Here is a 16,970-nt window from a genome sequence, read left to right on the forward strand (position 1 = left end):
AAACGACGTGCCCGCGTGGGTCATGATGGACACGTGGCGGGTGCTGTCGGCGGGGGCGTCGCCACCTACCGGACGGTGCTCCGGCTCCCGCGCCTCGCCCCGCTCTACCTCATCGGGTTCGCCGCGCGCCTGCCCGTGACCGCGACGGGCGTCGTCCTCACCCTGCACGTCGCGATCGGGCTCGACGAGGGCTTCGCCGCGGCGGGGCTGGTCGGTGGCGCGATCACCGCGGGCATCGCGCTCGGCGCGCCGTTCGTGGGCCGTCTGGTCGACCACCACGGGCTGCGCCCGGTGCTCGTGCTCTGCGGGCTCGCGCAGGCCGTGTTCTGGGCACTGGTCCCGCTCCTCGACGCCACCGGGCTGATCCCCGCCGCGCTCACCGCGGGGCTGCTGGCCCCGCCCGCGTTCGCCGTGGTGCGCCAGTCCCTGGCGGCGTCCGTACCCCCGGAGCACCAGCGTCCGGCCTTCGCCCTCGACGCGATGTCCACCGAGGTCGCCTACGCGGTCGGCCCGGCCCTCGGCACCCTCGTGGTCCTCGCGCTGCCCGGTGCCGGTCCGTGGCTCGTCGGCGTGGCGTTCGTCCTCGCCACCGTCGCGCTCGGCTGGCTCGACCCGCCCGTGCGCGCCGGGGATGCCCGGCCGGGTGAGCGCCCGGCGCCGCCGGTGCGCACGTGGCTGCGCGGCGCGATGCTCGTCGCCCTGGGTGCCACGGCCGCCGCGATCCTCATGCTCACGGCCACCGAGCTGTCCGTGGTCGCGATGCTCACCGCGCGGGACGAGACGGCCTGGTTCGCGCTCGCCAACACGGTCTGGTGTGCGGCGTCGCTGGTCGGCGGCTGGATCTACGGAGCGGCGCGACGCCCGCCCCCGACCGCGGTGCTGCTCGGGCTGCTCGCCGTCGGGTCGCTGCCGGTCGCCCTCGGCGGGCCGTGGTGGACGCTGACGCTGCTGCTCGTGCCGGCCGGGGCCTTCTGCGCACCCGCGCTCGCCGCGGCGGCCGAGACCGTCGGCCGCCTCGCCCCCGACGACGCCCGCGGTGTCGCGACGGGCCTGCACGGCTCGGCGCTCATGGTCGGCGCCACGGTGGCCTCGCCGCTCGCGGGCGTGCTCATCGACCGGGTCGCGCCGGCCGCGGCGATCGGGGTGGCCGCCGGCATCACGCTGCTCGTCGCGGTCGCGGCGGCGCTCGTGACCGGGACGCGGACCGGCAGCCGGGCCGGGTGACACGGTCAGCCCTGACCGTTTATGGTGCGGTCCACGTCACCGCTCACCGAAGGGACTGATCATGGATCTGCAGGGCGTCTCGGCCCTCGTCACCGGCGGCGCGTCCGGCCTCGGGCTGGCCACCGCGAAGGCGATCACCGCCGCGGGCGGCCATGTCGTCGTCGCGGACCTCCCGTCGTCGAACGGCAAGGAGGTCGCCGCCGACCTCGGGGGCGAGTTCGTGGCCGCCGACGTCACCGACGCCGACGCCCTGGGCTCCGCGGTCGCCGCGGCCGAGGCCGCCGGCCCGTTCCGCGCGCTCGTGCACTGCGCCGGCATCGGGAGCCTCACCCGCGTCGTGGAGAAGAACGGCGACCCCGGCGACATGGAGTCCTTCGAGCGGGTCATCCGGGTGAACCTGTTCGGCTCGTTCAACGCCCTGCGCCTCGGCGGTGCCGCGATCGCCCGCACCGAGCCCGTGAACGGCGAGCGCGGCGCGATGATCATGACGGCGTCGGTGGCGGCGTTCGAGGGCCAGATCGGGCAGATGGCCTACTCGGCATCCAAGGGCGGCGTCGTGTCGATGACCCTGTGCGCCGCGCGCGACCTCGCCTCGAAGCTGGTGCGCGTCAACACGATCGCACCGGGGCTGTTCGACACCCCGCTGTTCGCGACGCTCTCCGAGGACGTCCGCAAGGCGCTCGGCGACTCGGTGCCCAACCCCCGCCGCCTCGGCGACCCGGCCGAGTACGGGCAGATGGCGGTCTCGATGCTGCAGAACCCCATGCTCAACGGCGAGACGATCCGCCTCGACGGCGCGATCCGGATGGCGCCGCGGTGAGCGGGACGAGCGACGACGAGGTCGTCCTCCGCACCGAGCGCGAGGGCACGACGCTGGTCATCACGATCGACCGGCCGAAGGCCCGGAACTCGGTCAACACCGCCGTGGCCCAGGGGATCGCCGACGCCCTCGACGAGCTCGACGGCGACGACGAGCTGGTCACCGGCATCCTCACCGGCGCCGGCGGGTTCTTCAGCGCCGGCATGGACCTCAAGGCGTTCCTGCGCGGCGAGCGCCCGCACATCGGGGACCGCGGGTTCGCCGGCATCACCCAGCGCCCGCCGTCGAAGCCGCTCATCGCCGCGGTCGAGGGCCCGGCGCTGGCCGGCGGCTGCGAGCTGGCGCTGTCGTGCGATCTCGTCGTGGCCTCGGAGGAGGCGAGCTTCGGCATCCCGGAGGTCAAGCGCGGGCTCGCGGCCGCGGCCGGCGGGCTGATGCGCCTGCCCGCGCGCATCCCGCGCACGGTCGCGATGGAGCTGGCGCTGACCGGCGACCCGATCTCCGCCGCCGACGCGCACCGCTGGGGTCTGGTCAACCACCTGACCGCCCCCGGTGGCGCGCTCGACGGCGCCCGCGAGCTGGCCGGCCGGATCGGCGCCAACGGCCCGCTCGCGGTGCGCGCGAGCAAGCAGGTGATCGTCGAGTCGGCGTCGTGGACGGCCGACGAGATGTGGGAGCGCCAGGGCACGATCCTCCGGCCGGTGCTGGGCAGCGAGGACGCTCGCGAGGGCGCCGCCGCGTTCGCCGAGAAGCGCGCCCCGCAGTGGAAGGGCCGCTGACCCGGTCGGATCGGACGCACCACCCGACCGGGTCGATCGGGGCTCCCCGTGGTCACGTCGGCGGCGAAAGGGGGTCGCCGGGCTCCGACCCGCGGCGACGGCGTCGTGCTGCGCGTCTCCCGAGTTCGGTCACGCGCGGGCGGCGGCCCCTGGACGTCGTCGCCTACGATGTGGCGCCACGCCGCCCGGGAGGGAGCCCGTATGCACCTCCATCACTCCGTCGTCGAGGCCGAGGTGCTGCTCACGCGCGTGGCGCGTGGTGAGCTCGAGACCGGGTGGGACGCGACGGACGGGTGGGACCGGCGGCGCCAGCAGCTCCTCGTCGACACCGTGCTGCGGAACTGGCCGCTGCCCGCGCTCGTCATCGCCAGCGACGACGAGCGCGAGGTCCTGCTCGACGGCAACGAACGCCTCCGCGCCCTCTGGCGGTTCACCCACGACGAGTTGCCCGTGGCCGGCGTGACCACGTCGGCGGGTGAGTACCTCGAACAGCTCGACGGGCTGCGCTTCAGTCAGCTGCCCGAGCGGTTCCGGCGTCGCGTGCAGCGCTACGGCGTCCCCGTCGTCCGGGTCCCCGCCCACACCGACGGCGAGGTGCGCGAGCTGATGGCGCGCTGGGACCCGACGACGACGCCGTCGTTCCGTGCGCCGTCGTTCCGTGCGCCGTCGTTCCGTGCGCCGTCGTTCCGTGCGCCGTCGTTCCGTGCGCCGTCCACGCCGGCGACGCCGTCCGAGCAGGCACCCTCCGAGCCGATCACGCCCCCGGATCCGGTGACGCCCCCGCTCCCGGCGGCGCGCACGCCCAGCGAGGCCTTCCGGCCGGTCGAGACCGTCCCGCCGCCGCCACCGAGCGCGCCCGAGCGGCCGAGCGGGGCCCACCGCCGGGCCGCGACCAGCGAACCGATCTTCGACGAGCTGTCGGCGTGGTTCCTGGAGTCCTCGGAGCCCGGCGCCGCCTGGTCGTCCCCGGCCGACAGCGGCCACGAGGCGGCGCGCACCGCGCTGCGCGAGTCGACCGTGGAGCTGACGCCGGCCGGGCTACCGATCCGCGAGCCCTCCGCCCGCCTCGCCCCCGGCGGTATCCAGGCCCCGACGCGGGCCCGCCCGGCCCCGACACCCGACCCCCGCACGGTCGGCGCGCACCTCAACCGCTTCCGCGAAGGCGCCAGCGCCGCCCGCAACGACCTCTCGCCACCCGCTTGACGGGCGGCCTGGCTGTGCCAGCACCGGCGAGGCGGTCTCCTAGACGGTGTCCTCGCCGTACATCTCGCCCAGCGGGTCCATGATGAACTCGACGCGTGCGCCGTCAGGGTCGTGTGTGTAGATCGAGACCTCGGACTCGATCACGTACTCCACGCCGCGCTCGTCGAGGCGGCGCTTGATCCCGTACCACTGGCTCCCGGGCACGGAGATCGCGATGTGGTGCAGCCCGCCGAGCACTTCGGCGTAGGGGCCCGGATCGACGCCCGGAAGATCGAAGAAGGCGAGGCAGTTGCCGTTGCCGACGTCGAAGAAGAAGTGCGTCGAGCCGGCGAGGTCGCGGTTCTCGAACAGCACGGTGACCGGGAAGCCCGCCACGTTCTGGTACCACTCGACGGTGGTGCGCACGTCGCGGCAGACCAGCGCGGTGTGGTGGATGCCCTTGCCCGTCGAGGGCGGCCGGTTCTCACGCGAGTAGAGGAACTCCTCGCGGATCCGGTCGCGCGCCGCCGTCAGCCGCTGCCGCTCGTCCTCACTGATCAGGGAACTCTTGTCGGCGCTCATTCCCGAGACCGTAGAGGAGTTCAACCGAGATCGTGGACCGCCAACGACCCCGCATCGCGCTCGGCCTTGCCGCCGCCCGCACCGCCGTCGCGGGTGAGCTCGGCGAGCATCCGGTAGGTCAGGCCACGGGGACGCAGGCCGAGCGCGGCGGCGGAGTCCTCGCCGAGGCGCTCGACGAGGTTCTTGGTGACGAGCCGCTGGCCCCCGGTCGCGACCTGCTCCACGCGCGCGCACTCGTTGACCTCGTCGCCCAGCGCCGTGACCTCGAGCCGGCCGCCGGTGACGATCTGCCCGATGAACAGCCCGGCGCCCCAGTGCGCGCCGAAGTTCATGCGGCAGTCCTCGGCGCGGACCTCCGCACCGCTCTCGGCCAGATCGGCGACGACGTCGGCCACGACGCCCGGCAGCTCCTGCACGACGCGCAGCGCGGCGCTCGCGGCGTCGGCGTCGGACCCGTGGGAGTCGCTCAGGAAGTAGGCGCTCGCCCCGTCGCCCGCGTGCTTGCCGACGATGCCGCCGTGCCGGCCGACCAGCTCGTCGAACGCGGTCGTGACCCCGCGGATCAGTTCGAAGTAGACCGGCGTCGGCAGGCGCCGGGACAACGGCCCGGACCCGTCGATGTCGGCGAACACCACCGCGGCCGACCGCTGGGCGGGCGCGGAGAGGTCGGCCATGCGCTCGAACATGGCCTCGTCGCCCTCGGTGACCAGCGCGAGCACCCGCGCGGGCAGGAGCGGCGCGTAGATCAGGACCGCGCCGAGAGGGCTCCCGTCGGGGTGACGCAACGTCACCCCGAGCATGCCGACGTCGCGGTGGCGCCCGCCGATCCGCAGACCGATCGACAGCACCCACAGCGGCGTGGTCGTCGGGTCGGCGAGACGTGGGTGCAGCTCGCGGCGCAGGGTGTCCGCGGCGTCGGGGGTGAGGAGGTCGTGCCAGACCTCGCGCTCGAGCACGCCAGCTGACCGTCCGGCTCCCCCACGGCACCGGACCCTACGGCGGGGCCTCCGGCGGGTGCGCGGTCATCGCCCGACGGTGTCCCGCGTCGTGGAGGAGCACGTCGAGCAGGTCGCCGACGTGGTGATCCCGCGCACGCGAGAGGACGTGACGTCCCGCACGTCGCTGGGTGACCAGACCGGCGAGGCGGAGCTTCGCGAGGTGCTGCGAGACCGCGGGCCGCGTCGCGCCCAGGCGTTCCGCGAGCGTCGACACGTCGAGCTCGTCGCCGCAGAGCAGCCACAACATCCGCAACCGCGTCGGGTCCGCGAGCATCCGCAGTCCCTCGACCGCGACGTCGACGTGCTCGCTCGCGGGGAGGTCCGCGAACCCGCCGTCCGACGATCCGGCGTTGTCAGTTGCGTACACGTTTACGTATCGTGCCAGAGCGAGAGATCGCGTTCCATGGGCTCTCGGACGATGTCGCCCGCCGGTGGGAGGTCCCCTCGGAGATGAGCACCCCGTACAACCGCGCGATCACCCGCCCGACCGCCCGGACCCGCGCCGGCCGTCTCCCGGTTCGGGCCTGCGGTACCGCCGCCGAGCACACCGCCCTCCTCGCCGAGATCCTCTCCCTGCACGACGCCCTGGTCGCCGCGCCCGACCTGGAGCCCGGCCCCGACACCGATGCGCTGTTCACCCGGCTCGTCGGCCTCGCCGTCACGCCGCGCCCGCACCACGTCGTCGAGGCCGTGCTGGCCGACCCGGAGCTGACCGACCGCCTGCCCGACCTGCGGGCCCGATGTGCGAGCGGCGAGTACGCCCTCGAGCGGGCCTGGGCCGGCCGCGTGCTCGCCGCGACCGACCCCGACGCCGAGCTCGAGCGCTTCCCGTACCTGCAGAACTACCGCGACCTCACCCGCATCGAGTACCACGCCGTCGCCGGCCACGCCCCGCGCGCGCCCCGCCGCGCCCTGTTCGTCGGCTCCGGGCCGCTGCCGCTCTCGGCGCTGCTGCTCGCACGCCACGGCGTCACCGTCGACGCCGTCGACCTCGACCCGGAGGCCGTCGCGCTCGGCGGCGCCGTGGCGCGCGCGCTGGGCGACGACGTCACGGTCACCCGGGGCGACGTCCTGGCCCTCGACGACCTCACCGGCTACGACCTCGTGTGCGTCGCCGCCCTCGTCGGTCTCGCCCCCGGCGACAAGGCCGCCGCCCTCGCCCACGTCCGCGCGCGGATGCGCCCCGGCGCCACCGTGCTCGCCCGCAGCGCGCATTCACTGCGTGGCCTGCTCTACCCCGTGCTCGACGTCGCCGACGAGGGTCTCGGCGGGCTGGAACCGCTCGCTGTGCTGCACCCGCACACCGACGTCGTCAACTCCGTGGTGCTCGCCCGCGTCCCCGACTGACCCGGACACCAGGCATGCTCGGGACGTGCCCCGCACCCGCCCGCACCCCGTCGCGGTCGCCTCGGTGGTCCTGCTCGTCGCGATCATCGCCGCGGCGCTGTGGCGCTCGGACGAGTCGGGCACCGGTGCGCGGAACGTGGGCGCGACGGAGGTCGTGACCGCCGCGCCGGCGCCCGCCCCCGGCGCAACCTGCCCGCCGACGGTGACCAACCCCGGCGGACGCAACAACTACCGCGAGGACGCCCCGCTCGACGTGCCGCTCGGCCGCGGTCTCGAGATCACCGGGATCGTTCGCGACACCGCGTGCCGTCCGCTGCACGGCGTTCCCGTCCAGGTGTGGCTGCAGACCGCGCTGGGCAGCGAGCGCGAGAACCGGACCACCGTCCTCACCGGCCCGGACGGGCGCTACCGCGTCGACACCGACCCGGCGGTGGCCCAGTTCGGCGAGCCCAACGTGCACGTCGCCCACGATCCCGACCGCAGCCCGTGGGAGTCGGTGTGGCAGCGGCACGTCGTCGACCCCGAGGACCCCCTCGCCGTCGTCGACCTCACGCTGGTGCCGGCCTCGTGAGAGTGGTCCTCGGGGTCGCGACGCTGGGCGGGGTGCTCCTGCTCGGCCTCGCGGTGGCCGCGCCCCACCTCGCGCAGGCCTCCCCCGTGCTCGTCGTGTCGACACTCGCGGCCTGCGTCGCCGTCGCCGCCCTCGCCGCCCAGCCCTGGCTCACGCGCCGGAAGGTCGGCGCGCACGTCCGCGCCGGCGGGGTGATCGCCGTGCTCGTGGCCGTGCACGTGCTCGCGCTCGTGGTCGAGAGCCCGGACGACGCGCTCTACGCGATGTCGATCGACGGCCCGACGCGGGCTCGCATGGCGCTGATCGCGACGATCCTGCTGGCGGTGGTCACGCTGCTCGGGCTCCTGCGGCGGCGCCTGCGCTGGTCGGCAGCCACCTGGCGGTTCGTGCACGGGAGCCTGGCCGGTCTGGTCGTGGTGCTCGGCGTGGGGCACGCCGTGCTCATCCAGGGCGCGCTCGACGGGTGGGGCACCGTGGTGCTGCTCGCGCTCGGCGGCCTCGGTGCCGTCGGCGTCGTGGTCCGGCTCGTGGGTGCCCTTCGGGCGGGTGATGCGCTTCCGCACGACCGTGGGCGCGTCGGTCCGGGAACGGACGGTCGCGGCTAGCATCGCCGCGATGGAGCCGACGCCGATCTTCGCCGACCTCGCGCGCACCGCGCACCCGGCCGCCCACGGGCAGGGCCGACCCGTGACCGACCTGCTCCGCGAGCTGCGCGACGAGACCCCACGGGCGTCCGGGCCCGCGAGCGTCGGGCGCGTCCCCGACCTGATGACGTTCCCGCCGCGGTCCGGCGAGCGGTGAGAGGGATCGGGCACGGGAGCCACCCGGCGGGCTAGCGAGCACCCCGAGGACTCCGCGTGACCCGCCGGTCGCCGTTAGGGTCGGCGACCGTGAGCGTGCCGCCTCGTCCGTTCCAGCGCCTGGCGATCGTCAACCGCGGTGAGCCCGCGATGCGTCTGATCAACGCCGTACGGGAGTGGAACGTCGAGAACGACGGCGTCCTCCCGCCGATCCGCACCATCGCCGTGCACACGGCGGTCGACCGCCACGCGATGGCGGTGCGCGAGGCCGACGAGGCCGTGCTGATCGGCCCGGACGACCCGGACGACATGGGCCCGGTGCCCTACCTCGACCTCCCCGAGCTCGAGCGGGCGCTGGTCTCCTGCCGCGCCGACGCCGTGTGGCCGGGCTGGGGCTTCGTGTCCGAACGGGCCGAGTTCGCCGCGCTGTGCGAGCGGCTGGGCATCGCGTTCGTCGGCCCGAACTCCGAGACCATGCGCCGGCTCGGCGACAAGATCGAGTCGAAGCGGATCGCGGAGAGCGTCGGCGTGCCGATGGCCCCTTGGAGCGGCGGCCCGGTCGCCGACGTCGAGGCCGCACGCACCGCCGCGGAGAAGATCGGTTTCCCGCTGATGGTCAAGGCCACCGCCGGCGGCGGGGGTCGCGGCATCCGTTTCGTCGGCCGGGCCGAGGACCTCGACGACGCCGTCACCCGCGCCTCGTCCGAGGGCGCGCGCACCGCGGGCGACGGCACGGTGTTCCTCGAGGGCGCCGTGCGCGGCGGGCGGCACGTCGAGGTACAGGTGGTCGCCGACGCCGCGGGCGGGGTCGTGACGCTCGGCGTGCGCGACTGCAGCGTCCAGCGCCGCCACCAGAAGGTGCTCGAGGAGTCCGCGTCCACGGCCCTCGACGCCGAGCAGGACCGGTTGCTGCGTCAGAGCGCCGCCGACCTCGCCCGCGCCGCGGGCTACGTCAACGCCGGCACGGTGGAGTTCCTCTACGACCCGGCGAACGAGGTCCTCTCGTTCATGGAGGTCAACACCCGGCTGCAGGTCGAGCACCCGGTCACCGAGGCCGTCACCGGTGTCGACGTCGTCAAGCTCCAGCTCCACGTCGCGATGGGCGGCGAGCTGGCCGAGGTTCTGGGCGAGGCGGACCCGATCCGCCCACCGGCCTCCGGGCACGCCATCGAGGCCCGCCTGACCGCCGAGGACCCCGAGCGTGGCTTCGCGCCCGCCCCCGGCGCGATCCGCCACCTCGTGCTGCCCGCGGGCCCCGGCATCCGCGTCGACACCGGCGTGGCCACCGGGGACGTCATCCCGCCGCAGTACGACTCGATGATCGCCAAGGTGATCGCGTGGGGCCGCACCCGCGACGAGGCCCGCGCCCGGCTGTCGCGCGCGATCCGCCAGACGGCCGTGGTCGTCGAGGGCGGCACCACCAACAAGGCGTTCCTGCTCGACCTGCTCTCGCGGCCCGAGGTCACCGAGGGCACCGCGGACACGACCTGGCTCGACACGATGATGGCCGACGGCTACACCCCGCCGCGCCGCGTCGACGTCGCCCTGCTCGCCGCCGCCGTCGAGGCGCACGAGGCGCACGAGTTCCGCCAGGAGGGCCGCCTGTTCCTCTCCGCCGAGCGCGGCCGGCCCGAGGTCGGCCACGAGGTGTGGCACCAGGTCGACGTCCGCGTCGTGGGCGAGTCCTACCGGCTGCGGGTGGCCCGCACGCGGCCGTCGCACTACCGGGTGGTGCTGGAGGGCGACGGTGATGGTTCCGGGGTGGACGTCGTCGTCGAGCGCTCCGGGCGCTTCGAGCGCCGCCTGACCGTCGGCGGGCGCACCTTCGGCGTCCTGTCGGTGGCGCAGGGCCCCGACTACCTCGTCGAGGTCGACGGCGCCGTGCACCGCATCGCCGGCGGTGAGGCCGGGCTCGTGCGCGCCCCCGCACCGGCGATGGTCGTCTCGATCCCCGTCTCCCCCGGTGACCCCGTCAGCGAGGGCGACACGGTCGCCGTCGTCGAGAGCATGAAGCTCGAGACCGCACTGCGCGCCCCGGTCAGCGGGCGGGTCGCCGAGGTGCTGGTCGACGCCAACACCCAGGTCGAGGGCGGGTCGCGGCTCGTGCGGCTCGAGCCCGACGCCGACGACCCGGGCGGCTCGTCGGGCGAGGAGCGGGTCAGCCTCGCCGCGCTGGCCTCGCCGATGCCCGAGGACGTGCGGGCCGACGCCCGCACCCGGGCCCGTGACGCGCTCGCGGCCCTGCGCGCGCTCGTGCTGGGCTACGACGTCGACGAGCGCGAGACCACGCCCCTGCTGGAGGCGCTGGACCGCGCCCGCGAGGAGCTCCCCGCCGACGACCGCGACCTGCTCGCCGACGAGATGGGCATCCTGCGCATCGTCGCGGACCTCTCCGCCCTCTCGCGCAACCGCCGCCTCGAGGGCGGTCCGGGCGAGCTCGACGACACCGCGGTCGACGAGGAGTCGACGCGCAACCCGCAGGAGTACTTCTACGCCTACCTGCGCTCGCGCGACGCCGACGCCGAGGTCCTGCCCGAGTCCTTCCGGCTCAAGCTCACCCGGGCGCTCGAGCACTACGGGGTACCCGACCTGACCGCCGCCCCGGAGCTGCTCGGGCCCGCGCTGTACCGGATGTTCCTGGCCCACCGCCGCTCCGGCGCGCACCAGCCGGTGGTCGCCGCGCTGATGCGCGCCCGCCTGCGAGCGCCGGAGTCGGTCCACGCCGACGGCGACGATCAGGGGGAGGCCTACCGCGCGGTGCTCGACCACCTCGTCGCCGCCACCCAGGTGCGGCACCCGCAGGTCGGCGACCTGGCCCGCCAGGTGCGGTTCCGCTGCTTCGACGCCCCGCTGATCGAGTCCGAGCGCGAGCAGACCCAGGAGCGGGTGCGCGCCGAGCTCGACGCGCTGTCCGACGACCCCGCGACCCGGTCGGCGCAGATCGACGAGATCGTCGCGTCCGGCGAGCCGATCCTCGGGCTGTTCTCCGAGCGCCACCACGCGGTGATGCTCGAGGTGATGACCCGGCGCTACTACGGGCTCATCCGCGACGTCGGCGACGTGCACGTCGACGAGCACCCGGGGCGCCCGCTGCTCACCGCGCGGTACACCCACGACGGCGACTCGTACGTGGTCCTCGCGACCGTGGCGACGGTCGACCAGCCCGACGGCGCCACGGCCCCGGCGACCGTGTCGACCGACCTGCACCGCCTCATCGAGGCGCTCCCGGACGGCGACACCGTGCTCGTCGACCTCTACGTCACCTCACCGCGCGGCCCCGAGGCCCCCGACGGGCCCGAGGAACGCGCGAGGCGCATCCGCGACTCGATCGGCACGATCCCCGCGGCCGTCGGGCGCGTGACGGTCGGCATCCGCGGCACCGGGCACGACGGCGACCACGGCGGCGCCGCCACCAGCTGGTTCACCTTCCGGCCCGACGACGCGCACGCGCCGCCTCCCGGGTCGAGCTCCCCGCTCGGTGCGCTCCCCCCGTCGCTTCGCCTCCCGGTCGAGGACCGCACCCTGCGCGGCCTGCACCCGATGGTCGCCGAGCGGCTCGGGCTGTGGCGGCTGCGCGACTTCGACCTGACCCGCCTGCCCTCGGCCACCGACGTCCACCTGTTCCACGCCCGGGGCCGCCACGTTCCGGAGGACCGCCGGCTGATCGTCACCGGCGACGTCCGGGACCTCACGATCCTGCGCGGCGACGACGGGACGGTGCGGGCGCTGCCCCAGGTCGAGGCCGTGCTCGACGCGGCGCTCGACAGCCTGCGCTCGGCGCGCGCCGCCGACTCGGAGCTGGCGGCGCTGCGCTGGAACCGCGTGCTGCTCTACGTCTGGCCGCTCGTCGAGGTCCCGCTGGCCGAGCTGGACGGGATCGTGCGCACGCTCGCCCCGCGCACCGAGTCGCTGGGCATCGAGCAGGTCATGGTGCGGTTCCGGACCCCGGACGGCGAGTTCCTGCTGCGGATGTCCCGCCCGCCGGGCGCCGGGCTCACCCTGCGGGTGACCACCCCGCCGACCCGGCCGATGGCCGAGCTCGACGCGTACACCCAGAAGGTCATCAAGGCCGCGCGCCGCGGTGCGCTCTACCCCTACGAGCTCGTCCCGCTGCTCACCCGCAGCCCCGACCCGGGCGGTGAGGCGGGCACGTTCACCGAGTACGACATCGACCCCGAGACCCTCGAGCCGGTCCCGGTCGACCGCGCGCCCGGGTCGAACACGGCCAACTTCGTCCTCGGCATGGTCACGACGCCGACCCTGCGCCAACCCGAGGGCCTCACGCGCGTGGTGCTGCTCGGCGACCCGACCCGCGCGCTGGGGGCGATCGCCGAGCCGGAGTGCCGTCGCGTCCTCGCCGCCATCGACCTCGCGCGCGAGCACCGCGTGCCCATCGAGTGGTACGCGGTGTCGGCGGGCGCGAAGATCGCCATGGACTCCGGCACCGAGAACATGGACTGGATCTCCCGGGTGCTCCGGGCGATCATCGACTTCACGCAGGCCGGCGGCGAGATCAACGTCGTCGTCACCGGCATCAACGTCGGCGCCCAGCCCTACTGGAACGCCGAGGCCACGATGCTCATGCACACCCGGGGCATCCTCGTCATGACCCCGGACTCGGCGATGGTGCTCACCGGCAAGCAGTCGCTCGACTACTCCGGAGGCGTCTCGGCCGAGGACAACTACGGCATCGGCGGCTACGACCGCATCATGGGCCCGAACGGCGAGGCCCAGTACTGGGCGCCGGACCTCTCGGGGGCCGTCGACGTGCTGCTCGCGCACTACCGGCACACCTACGTCGTGCCCGGCGAGCGCTTCCCTCGTCCCGCCCCCACCCACGACCCGGTCGAGCGCGACGTCCGGTCGGCGCCGCACCACGGCGACGGGTTCACCGTCATCGGGGAGATCTTCGACCCGGCGAGCAACGCCGAGCGCAAGAAGCCGTTCGACATCCGCTCGCTGATGAGCGGCGTCGCCGACACCGACCACCCGACGCTCGAGCGCTGGGCCGACATGCAGGCCGCGGAGTCGGTGGTGGTGCTCGACGCCCACCTCGGCGGCCGGCCCGTCGAGCTCATCGGCATCGAGTCCAAGCCGATCCCCCGACGGGGGCCGCCGCCGGTGGACGGGCCGTCGCAGTGGACCGCGGGCACGCTGTTCCCGCGGTCGTCGAAGAAGACGGCGCGGGCGATCAACGCGGCGAGCGGCAACCGGCCGGTGGTCGTGCTGGCCAACCTGTCGGGCTTCGACGGCTCGCCGGAGTCGCTGCGCGGGCTGCAGCTCGAGTACGGCGCGGAGATCGGCCGGGCGGTCGTGAACTTCGACGGGCCGATCGTCTTCTGCGTCGTCTCGCGGTACCACGGCGGCGCCTTCGTCGTGTTCTCCGGGACGCTCAACGACGAGATGGAGATCGCCGCGGTCGAGGGTTCGTACGCCTCGGTGATCGGCGGGGCGCCGGCGGCCGCGGTGGTGTTCTCGGGCGAGGTCGCCAAGCGCACGGCCGCCGACCCGCGCGTCGCGGACCTCGAGAGCCGGATCAGCGAACGGCTCGAGCGCGGCGAGGACGTCGCGGAGCTGCGCGGCGAACTGGCCGGCGTGCGGCCGGTGGTGCGCTCGGAGAAGCTCGGCGAGGTGGCCGACGAGTTCGACACCAAGCACTCGGTGGCCCGGGCTCGGGAGATGGGCTCGGTGCACGCGATCGTCGACCCCGAGCGGTTGCGGCCCTATCTCGTCGACGCGGTGCGGCGCGGGATGGAGAAGACGCTGGCGCGGGGAGCGTCGTCGGGGTCGTCTGGGTCCTCGGGGTCGTCGGCGTCCTCGTCGGAGGTGCTCTCGCGGTCCTGATCGTCGCCCGGCTCGTGGTCGCGGGCGCGCGGGGCGGGCACGATGAGGTCGAGCTGGTCGTCCCCGGCGCGTTGCGGGCGACGGTAGTGGGAGACGACCCACCCCGACTCGCGCGGGTGCCCGTGGACGAACGGCATGTCCCCAGGAAACCACGGGGGTCCGACGGCGACTACCTGATGACGAAGCCCAGACCCCGGCCGGTGGCGGCGTCGCGGGCGCAGGCGAGCACGCGGGCGAGGTCGGGGTCGTCGGCGCGGTCGCCGGCCTCCACGACGACCGTCAGCGTCGCGGGGTCGGCGATGACGGCGTGCAGCCGGCAGCTCAGGGTGGCCGCGTCGACCGTCTCGGGAACCGGGACGACGACGTCCTCGGCGGGTGTGAGGGGGGAGCGCATCACGGTGGTCACGGGTCCTCCTCGGGCGCTCGGGGGCGCCGGCTGGGGAACGGGCGACCGCACCGTCGACCCGGACGTCCGACCTTCCTACCCCGTGCGCAGCCTGTCCACACCCTGCGACACCCGAGAACGTCGCGTTGCCCACCGTCGCCCGTCCGGCCCAACGGCGCGCGACGAGCCGTGCTCGGTTCCGGTCAGGGTTGACCGTTCTCGTCGGCGGCGAGAGGGTGCGTCGCGTCGGGGACCGAGGGACGGGAGGCGCGCGTGCCGGGGGAGGACTACACCGAGATCGAGTACTCGGTGGTGGGCGGGATCGCCACGATCGTGCTCGACCGGGAGGCGCGGATGAACGCCTTCACCGGCCGGATGTGCGACGAGCTCGTCGCCGCCTGCGACGCCATCGACGCCGACGACGCGGTGCGGGTGCTGGTGGTCACCGGGCGGGGGCGGGCGTTCTGCGCCGGGGCCGACCTGGGCGAGGGGGGCAGCACGTTCGACGACCGGGGCCGCGACGAGGCCGAGCACTACGGCGAGATCGACGGCGTGGGACGCGACCGGGGCGGTGTGGTGTCGCTGCGCCTCGCCGCGCTGCGGGTGCCCGTGATCGCGGCGGTCAACGGCCCCGCGGTGGGTGTCGGCGCGACGATGACCCTGCCGATGGACGTGCGGATCGCGGGCGCGTCGGCCCGCTTCGGCTTCGTGTTCGCGCGCCGCGGGATCGTGCCCGAGGCGGCGTCGAGCTGGTTCCTGCCGCGCGTCGTGGGCATCTCGCAGGCCATGGAGTGGGCGATGACCGGCCGGGTCTTCGGCGCGCGCGAGGCGTTGGAGGGCAGGCTCGTCTCGCGTGTGGTGCCCGACGAGGACCTCCTCGACACGGCCTACGCCCTGGCCCGGGAGGTCGCCGAGAACACCTCGTCGGTGTCGGTGGCGCTCACCCGGCAGATGATGTGGTCGATGCTCTCGGCGAGCTCGCCGTGGGAGGCGCACGCCCTCGACTCGCGGGCCGTGGCCGAGCTGGGGCGCGACGCCGACGCCGCCGAGGGCGTCACGGCGTTCCTGGACAAGCGCGCGCCGGCGTTCCCGCTGCGCCGCACGCGTGACCACGTCGATCTGGCGCCCGGCTGGCCGCAGCGACCCTAGGCGGCGACCCTAGGCGGGCAGGGGTTCGGGCATCTGCACGCTGTCGACGAGGCGGGTCAGCGCGGCGGCGTCGCCGGTGAGCACGAGCCGCCCCTGGGCCTCGGCGTCGGCGATCGGCAGGCCCATGTGCACCACGCCGGCCAGCGTCGTCGGCGAGCACCGCACGGTGACGTCCGCGCCGGACACCTCGCCGCGCTCGATGTCGAGCTCGCCGTGCGCGAGGTGGACCTTGAACGGCTGCTCGTCGAGCACCAGCTGCAGGGTCACGTCGACGTCGACGGCGCGCTCGGGCACGAACAGGGTGCGCAGCGACAGGATGAACGAGTCGACCTTGATGCCGTCGGCCTCGGGCAACGAGCGGGCGGCCCAGCGGCCGAGCGCCTGGAGCACCGGCTCGAGCTCCTGGCCCCACTCGGTGAGCTCGTACACCGCGGACGCGGCGGGCGGGGGCAGCCGGCGCCGGCGCAGCACGCCGGCGTCCTCGAGCTCGCGCAGCCGCTGGGAGAGCACGTTCGGGCTCGCGTGCGGCAGCCCGGCCCGCAGGTCGGTGAAGCGCTTGGGGCCGAGCACCAGCTCACGCACGACGAGCAGCGCCCACCGCTCCCCCACGAGGTCGAGCGCGTGCGCAGCGCCGCAGCCGTCGAAGTAGTCCCGCCGAGCAGCCATAGCCGCACCCTACCACTGGATACGTCTACCGACCCGATAAGTTGCTTTGTAGGACTATCACGATCCGTGCTCGGCCGTACCCACGCCGACTTCCCACGCGAACGCGGCGCGCGACCCGCCGGTGATCCACGGGACTTCGAGCGCAGAGACGCAGCGAACATCCAGCCGAGCACGCCGACAGGGCGTTCGCTGCATCCTGGCACGAGCCGGCTCAGGTGCCGGGCGCGATGAAGAACTCGAGAGCGATGTTGTCGGGATCGCGGAACGAGATGCCCGTCCCGTAGTGCGCCTTCTTGATGCCGCTGTGGGCGATGCCCAGCGCGTCGAGCTTGTCGCGCCACTGCTCGAGCTCGGCGCTGCCGGGGAGCCCGAACGAGATGTGGTCCAGACCCGTGCGGTGCTCGTCGAAGCGGTCCTTCGACTCCTTACCGTGGTGGGTGTGCAGGCCGAAGAGCAGGCCGCCGTCGAGGACGTAGACGGTGTGGTGGAACGCGCCGCCCTCCTCGTCCTCGTCGAGCACCGGGTCGGCGCCGAAGAGGCGGCTGTACCACTCGGTGCTGCGCTGGAGGTCGGAGACGGTGATCGCGACGTGCTGCAGGGCCGGGAAGGCCATGGACGGGCTC

16 protein-coding genes are annotated in these 16,970 nt (G+C 74.5%); 10 read left to right on the forward strand and 6 right to left on the reverse strand.

The window, feature by feature from the left end:
* The first annotated feature begins 33 nt into the window (after positions 1-33).
* The 4 genes from AC2A1K_RS08215 to AC2A1K_RS08230 all read left to right on the forward strand — a co-directional run bounded on the left by AC2A1K_RS08215 (position 34) and on the right by AC2A1K_RS08230 (position 4,026).
* Positions 34-1,224 carry an MFS transporter gene (locus AC2A1K_RS08215; protein WP_483895815.1) on the forward strand — a complete coding sequence of 397 codons (1,191 nt, stop codon included), beginning with the start codon at positions 34-36 and terminating at the stop codon, positions 1,222-1,224.
* Positions 1,225-1,285: 61 nt separating this feature from the next.
* Complete coding sequence (locus tag AC2A1K_RS08220) at positions 1,286-2,044, forward strand: SDR family NAD(P)-dependent oxidoreductase (RefSeq protein ID WP_483895816.1); 759 nt, start codon at positions 1,286-1,288, stop codon at positions 2,042-2,044.
* Positions 2,041-2,823 (forward strand): crotonase/enoyl-CoA hydratase family protein, encoded by a 783-nt coding sequence (locus AC2A1K_RS08225; protein WP_483895817.1) that lies wholly within the window; start codon positions 2,041-2,043, stop codon positions 2,821-2,823. The genes AC2A1K_RS08220 and AC2A1K_RS08225 overlap by 4 nt, the downstream gene beginning before the upstream one ends.
* Before the next feature lie 201 nt (positions 2,824-3,024).
* On the forward strand, positions 3,025-4,026 hold the full coding sequence (locus tag AC2A1K_RS08230) for a hypothetical protein (protein ID WP_483895818.1): 1,002 nt from the start codon (positions 3,025-3,027) through the stop codon (positions 4,024-4,026).
* Positions 4,027-4,065: 39 nt separating this feature from the next.
* Here the strand turns inward: AC2A1K_RS08230 and AC2A1K_RS08235 are convergent, their stop codons facing one another.
* Genes AC2A1K_RS08235 through AC2A1K_RS08245 form a run of 3 tightly spaced genes read right to left on the reverse strand, consistent with a single transcriptional unit; the run spans position 4,066 to position 5,952 of the window.
* Entirely contained in the window at positions 4,066-4,587 is a 522-nt protein-coding gene (locus AC2A1K_RS08235) for a VOC family protein (RefSeq protein ID WP_483895819.1), read from the reverse strand.
* A gap of 20 nt (positions 4,588-4,607) precedes the next feature.
* The gene (locus tag AC2A1K_RS08240) at positions 4,608-5,543 is read right to left on the reverse strand and encodes an adenylate/guanylate cyclase domain-containing protein (RefSeq protein WP_483895820.1); all 936 of its coding nucleotides are present in this window, start codon (positions 5,541-5,543) and stop codon (positions 4,608-4,610) included.
* A 37-nt stretch (positions 5,544-5,580) separates the two neighbouring features.
* Entirely contained in the window at positions 5,581-5,952 is a 372-nt protein-coding gene (locus AC2A1K_RS08245) for an ArsR/SmtB family transcription factor (RefSeq protein WP_483895821.1), read from the reverse strand.
* 11 nt (positions 5,953-5,963) lie between these two features.
* On the opposite strand from AC2A1K_RS08245, the gene AC2A1K_RS08250 reads away from it, so the two are divergent.
* The 5 genes from AC2A1K_RS08250 (at position 5,964) to AC2A1K_RS08270 (ending at position 14,147) form a co-directional block, all read left to right on the forward strand.
* Positions 5,964-6,932: a nicotianamine synthase family protein gene (locus AC2A1K_RS08250; protein ID WP_483895822.1), complete on the forward strand. Its 969-nt coding sequence runs from the start codon at positions 5,964-5,966 to the stop codon at positions 6,930-6,932.
* A 25-nt stretch (positions 6,933-6,957) separates the two neighbouring features.
* Positions 6,958-7,503, forward strand: coding sequence for a hypothetical protein (locus tag AC2A1K_RS08255; RefSeq protein ID WP_483895823.1), 546 nt, complete (start codon positions 6,958-6,960; stop codon positions 7,501-7,503).
* On the forward strand, positions 7,500-8,108 hold the full coding sequence (locus AC2A1K_RS08260) for a ferric reductase-like transmembrane domain-containing protein (RefSeq protein WP_483895824.1): 609 nt from the start codon (positions 7,500-7,502) through the stop codon (positions 8,106-8,108). Before AC2A1K_RS08255 ends, AC2A1K_RS08260 begins: the two co-directional genes overlap by 4 nt.
* 10 nt (positions 8,109-8,118) lie before the next feature.
* On the forward strand, positions 8,119-8,304 hold the full coding sequence (locus tag AC2A1K_RS08265) for a hypothetical protein (RefSeq protein ID WP_483895825.1): 186 nt from the start codon (positions 8,119-8,121) through the stop codon (positions 8,302-8,304).
* Positions 8,305-8,393: 89 nt separating this feature from the next.
* Positions 8,394-14,147 carry an ATP-binding protein gene (locus tag AC2A1K_RS08270; RefSeq protein WP_483895826.1) on the forward strand — a complete coding sequence of 1,918 codons (5,754 nt, stop codon included), beginning with the start codon at positions 8,394-8,396 and terminating at the stop codon, positions 14,145-14,147.
* 169 nt (positions 14,148-14,316) lie between these two features.
* Here the strand turns inward: AC2A1K_RS08270 and AC2A1K_RS08275 are convergent, their stop codons facing one another.
* Positions 14,317-14,553 (reverse strand): hypothetical protein, encoded by a 237-nt coding sequence (locus AC2A1K_RS08275; protein WP_483895827.1) that lies wholly within the window; start codon positions 14,551-14,553, stop codon positions 14,317-14,319.
* 252 nt (positions 14,554-14,805) lie between these two features.
* Here AC2A1K_RS08275 and AC2A1K_RS08280 point away from each other — a divergent pair, with 252 nt between their 5' ends.
* On the forward strand, positions 14,806-15,681 hold the full coding sequence (locus AC2A1K_RS08280; RefSeq protein WP_483895828.1) for an enoyl-CoA hydratase-related protein: 876 nt from the start codon (positions 14,806-14,808) through the stop codon (positions 15,679-15,681).
* A 9-nt stretch (positions 15,682-15,690) separates the two neighbouring features.
* On the opposite strand, the gene AC2A1K_RS08285 is transcribed toward AC2A1K_RS08280, so the two are convergent.
* Together AC2A1K_RS08285 and AC2A1K_RS08290 are read right to left on the reverse strand one after the other, a co-directional pair.
* Positions 15,691-16,347, reverse strand: coding sequence for a winged helix-turn-helix transcriptional regulator (locus tag AC2A1K_RS08285; RefSeq protein WP_483895829.1), 657 nt, complete (start codon positions 16,345-16,347; stop codon positions 15,691-15,693).
* Between the two features lie 211 nt (positions 16,348-16,558).
* Positions 16,559-16,960 carry a VOC family protein gene (locus AC2A1K_RS08290; RefSeq protein ID WP_483895830.1) on the reverse strand — a complete coding sequence of 134 codons (402 nt, stop codon included), beginning with the start codon at positions 16,958-16,960 and terminating at the stop codon, positions 16,559-16,561.
* Positions 16,961-16,970: the final 10 nt, after the last annotated feature.

The organism is Actinomycetospora sp. 2LY8.5 (assembly GCF_057180585.1).

Excerpts from the sequence above, each read along its gene's own strand:
- AC2A1K_RS08230 (WP_483895818.1), top strand. The coding sequence starts at position 3,025 with ATGCACCTCCATCACTCCGTCGTCGAGGCCGAGGTGCTGCTCACGCGC.
- AC2A1K_RS08265 (WP_483895825.1), top strand. The coding sequence starts at position 8,119 with ATGGAGCCGACGCCGATCTTCGCCGACCTCGCGCGCACCGCGCACCCG.
- AC2A1K_RS08285 (WP_483895829.1), bottom strand. The coding sequence starts at position 16,347 with ATGGCTGCTCGGCGGGACTACTTCGACGGCTGCGGCGCTGCGCACGCG.
- AC2A1K_RS08290 (WP_483895830.1), bottom strand. The coding sequence starts at position 16,960 with ATGGCCTTCCCGGCCCTGCAGCACGTCGCGATCACCGTCTCCGACCTC.
- AC2A1K_RS08220 (WP_483895816.1), top strand. The coding sequence starts at position 1,286 with ATGGATCTGCAGGGCGTCTCGGCCCTCGTCACCGGCGGCGCGTCCGGC.
- AC2A1K_RS08235 (WP_483895819.1), bottom strand. The coding sequence starts at position 4,587 with ATGAGCGCCGACAAGAGTTCCCTGATCAGTGAGGACGAGCGGCAGCGG.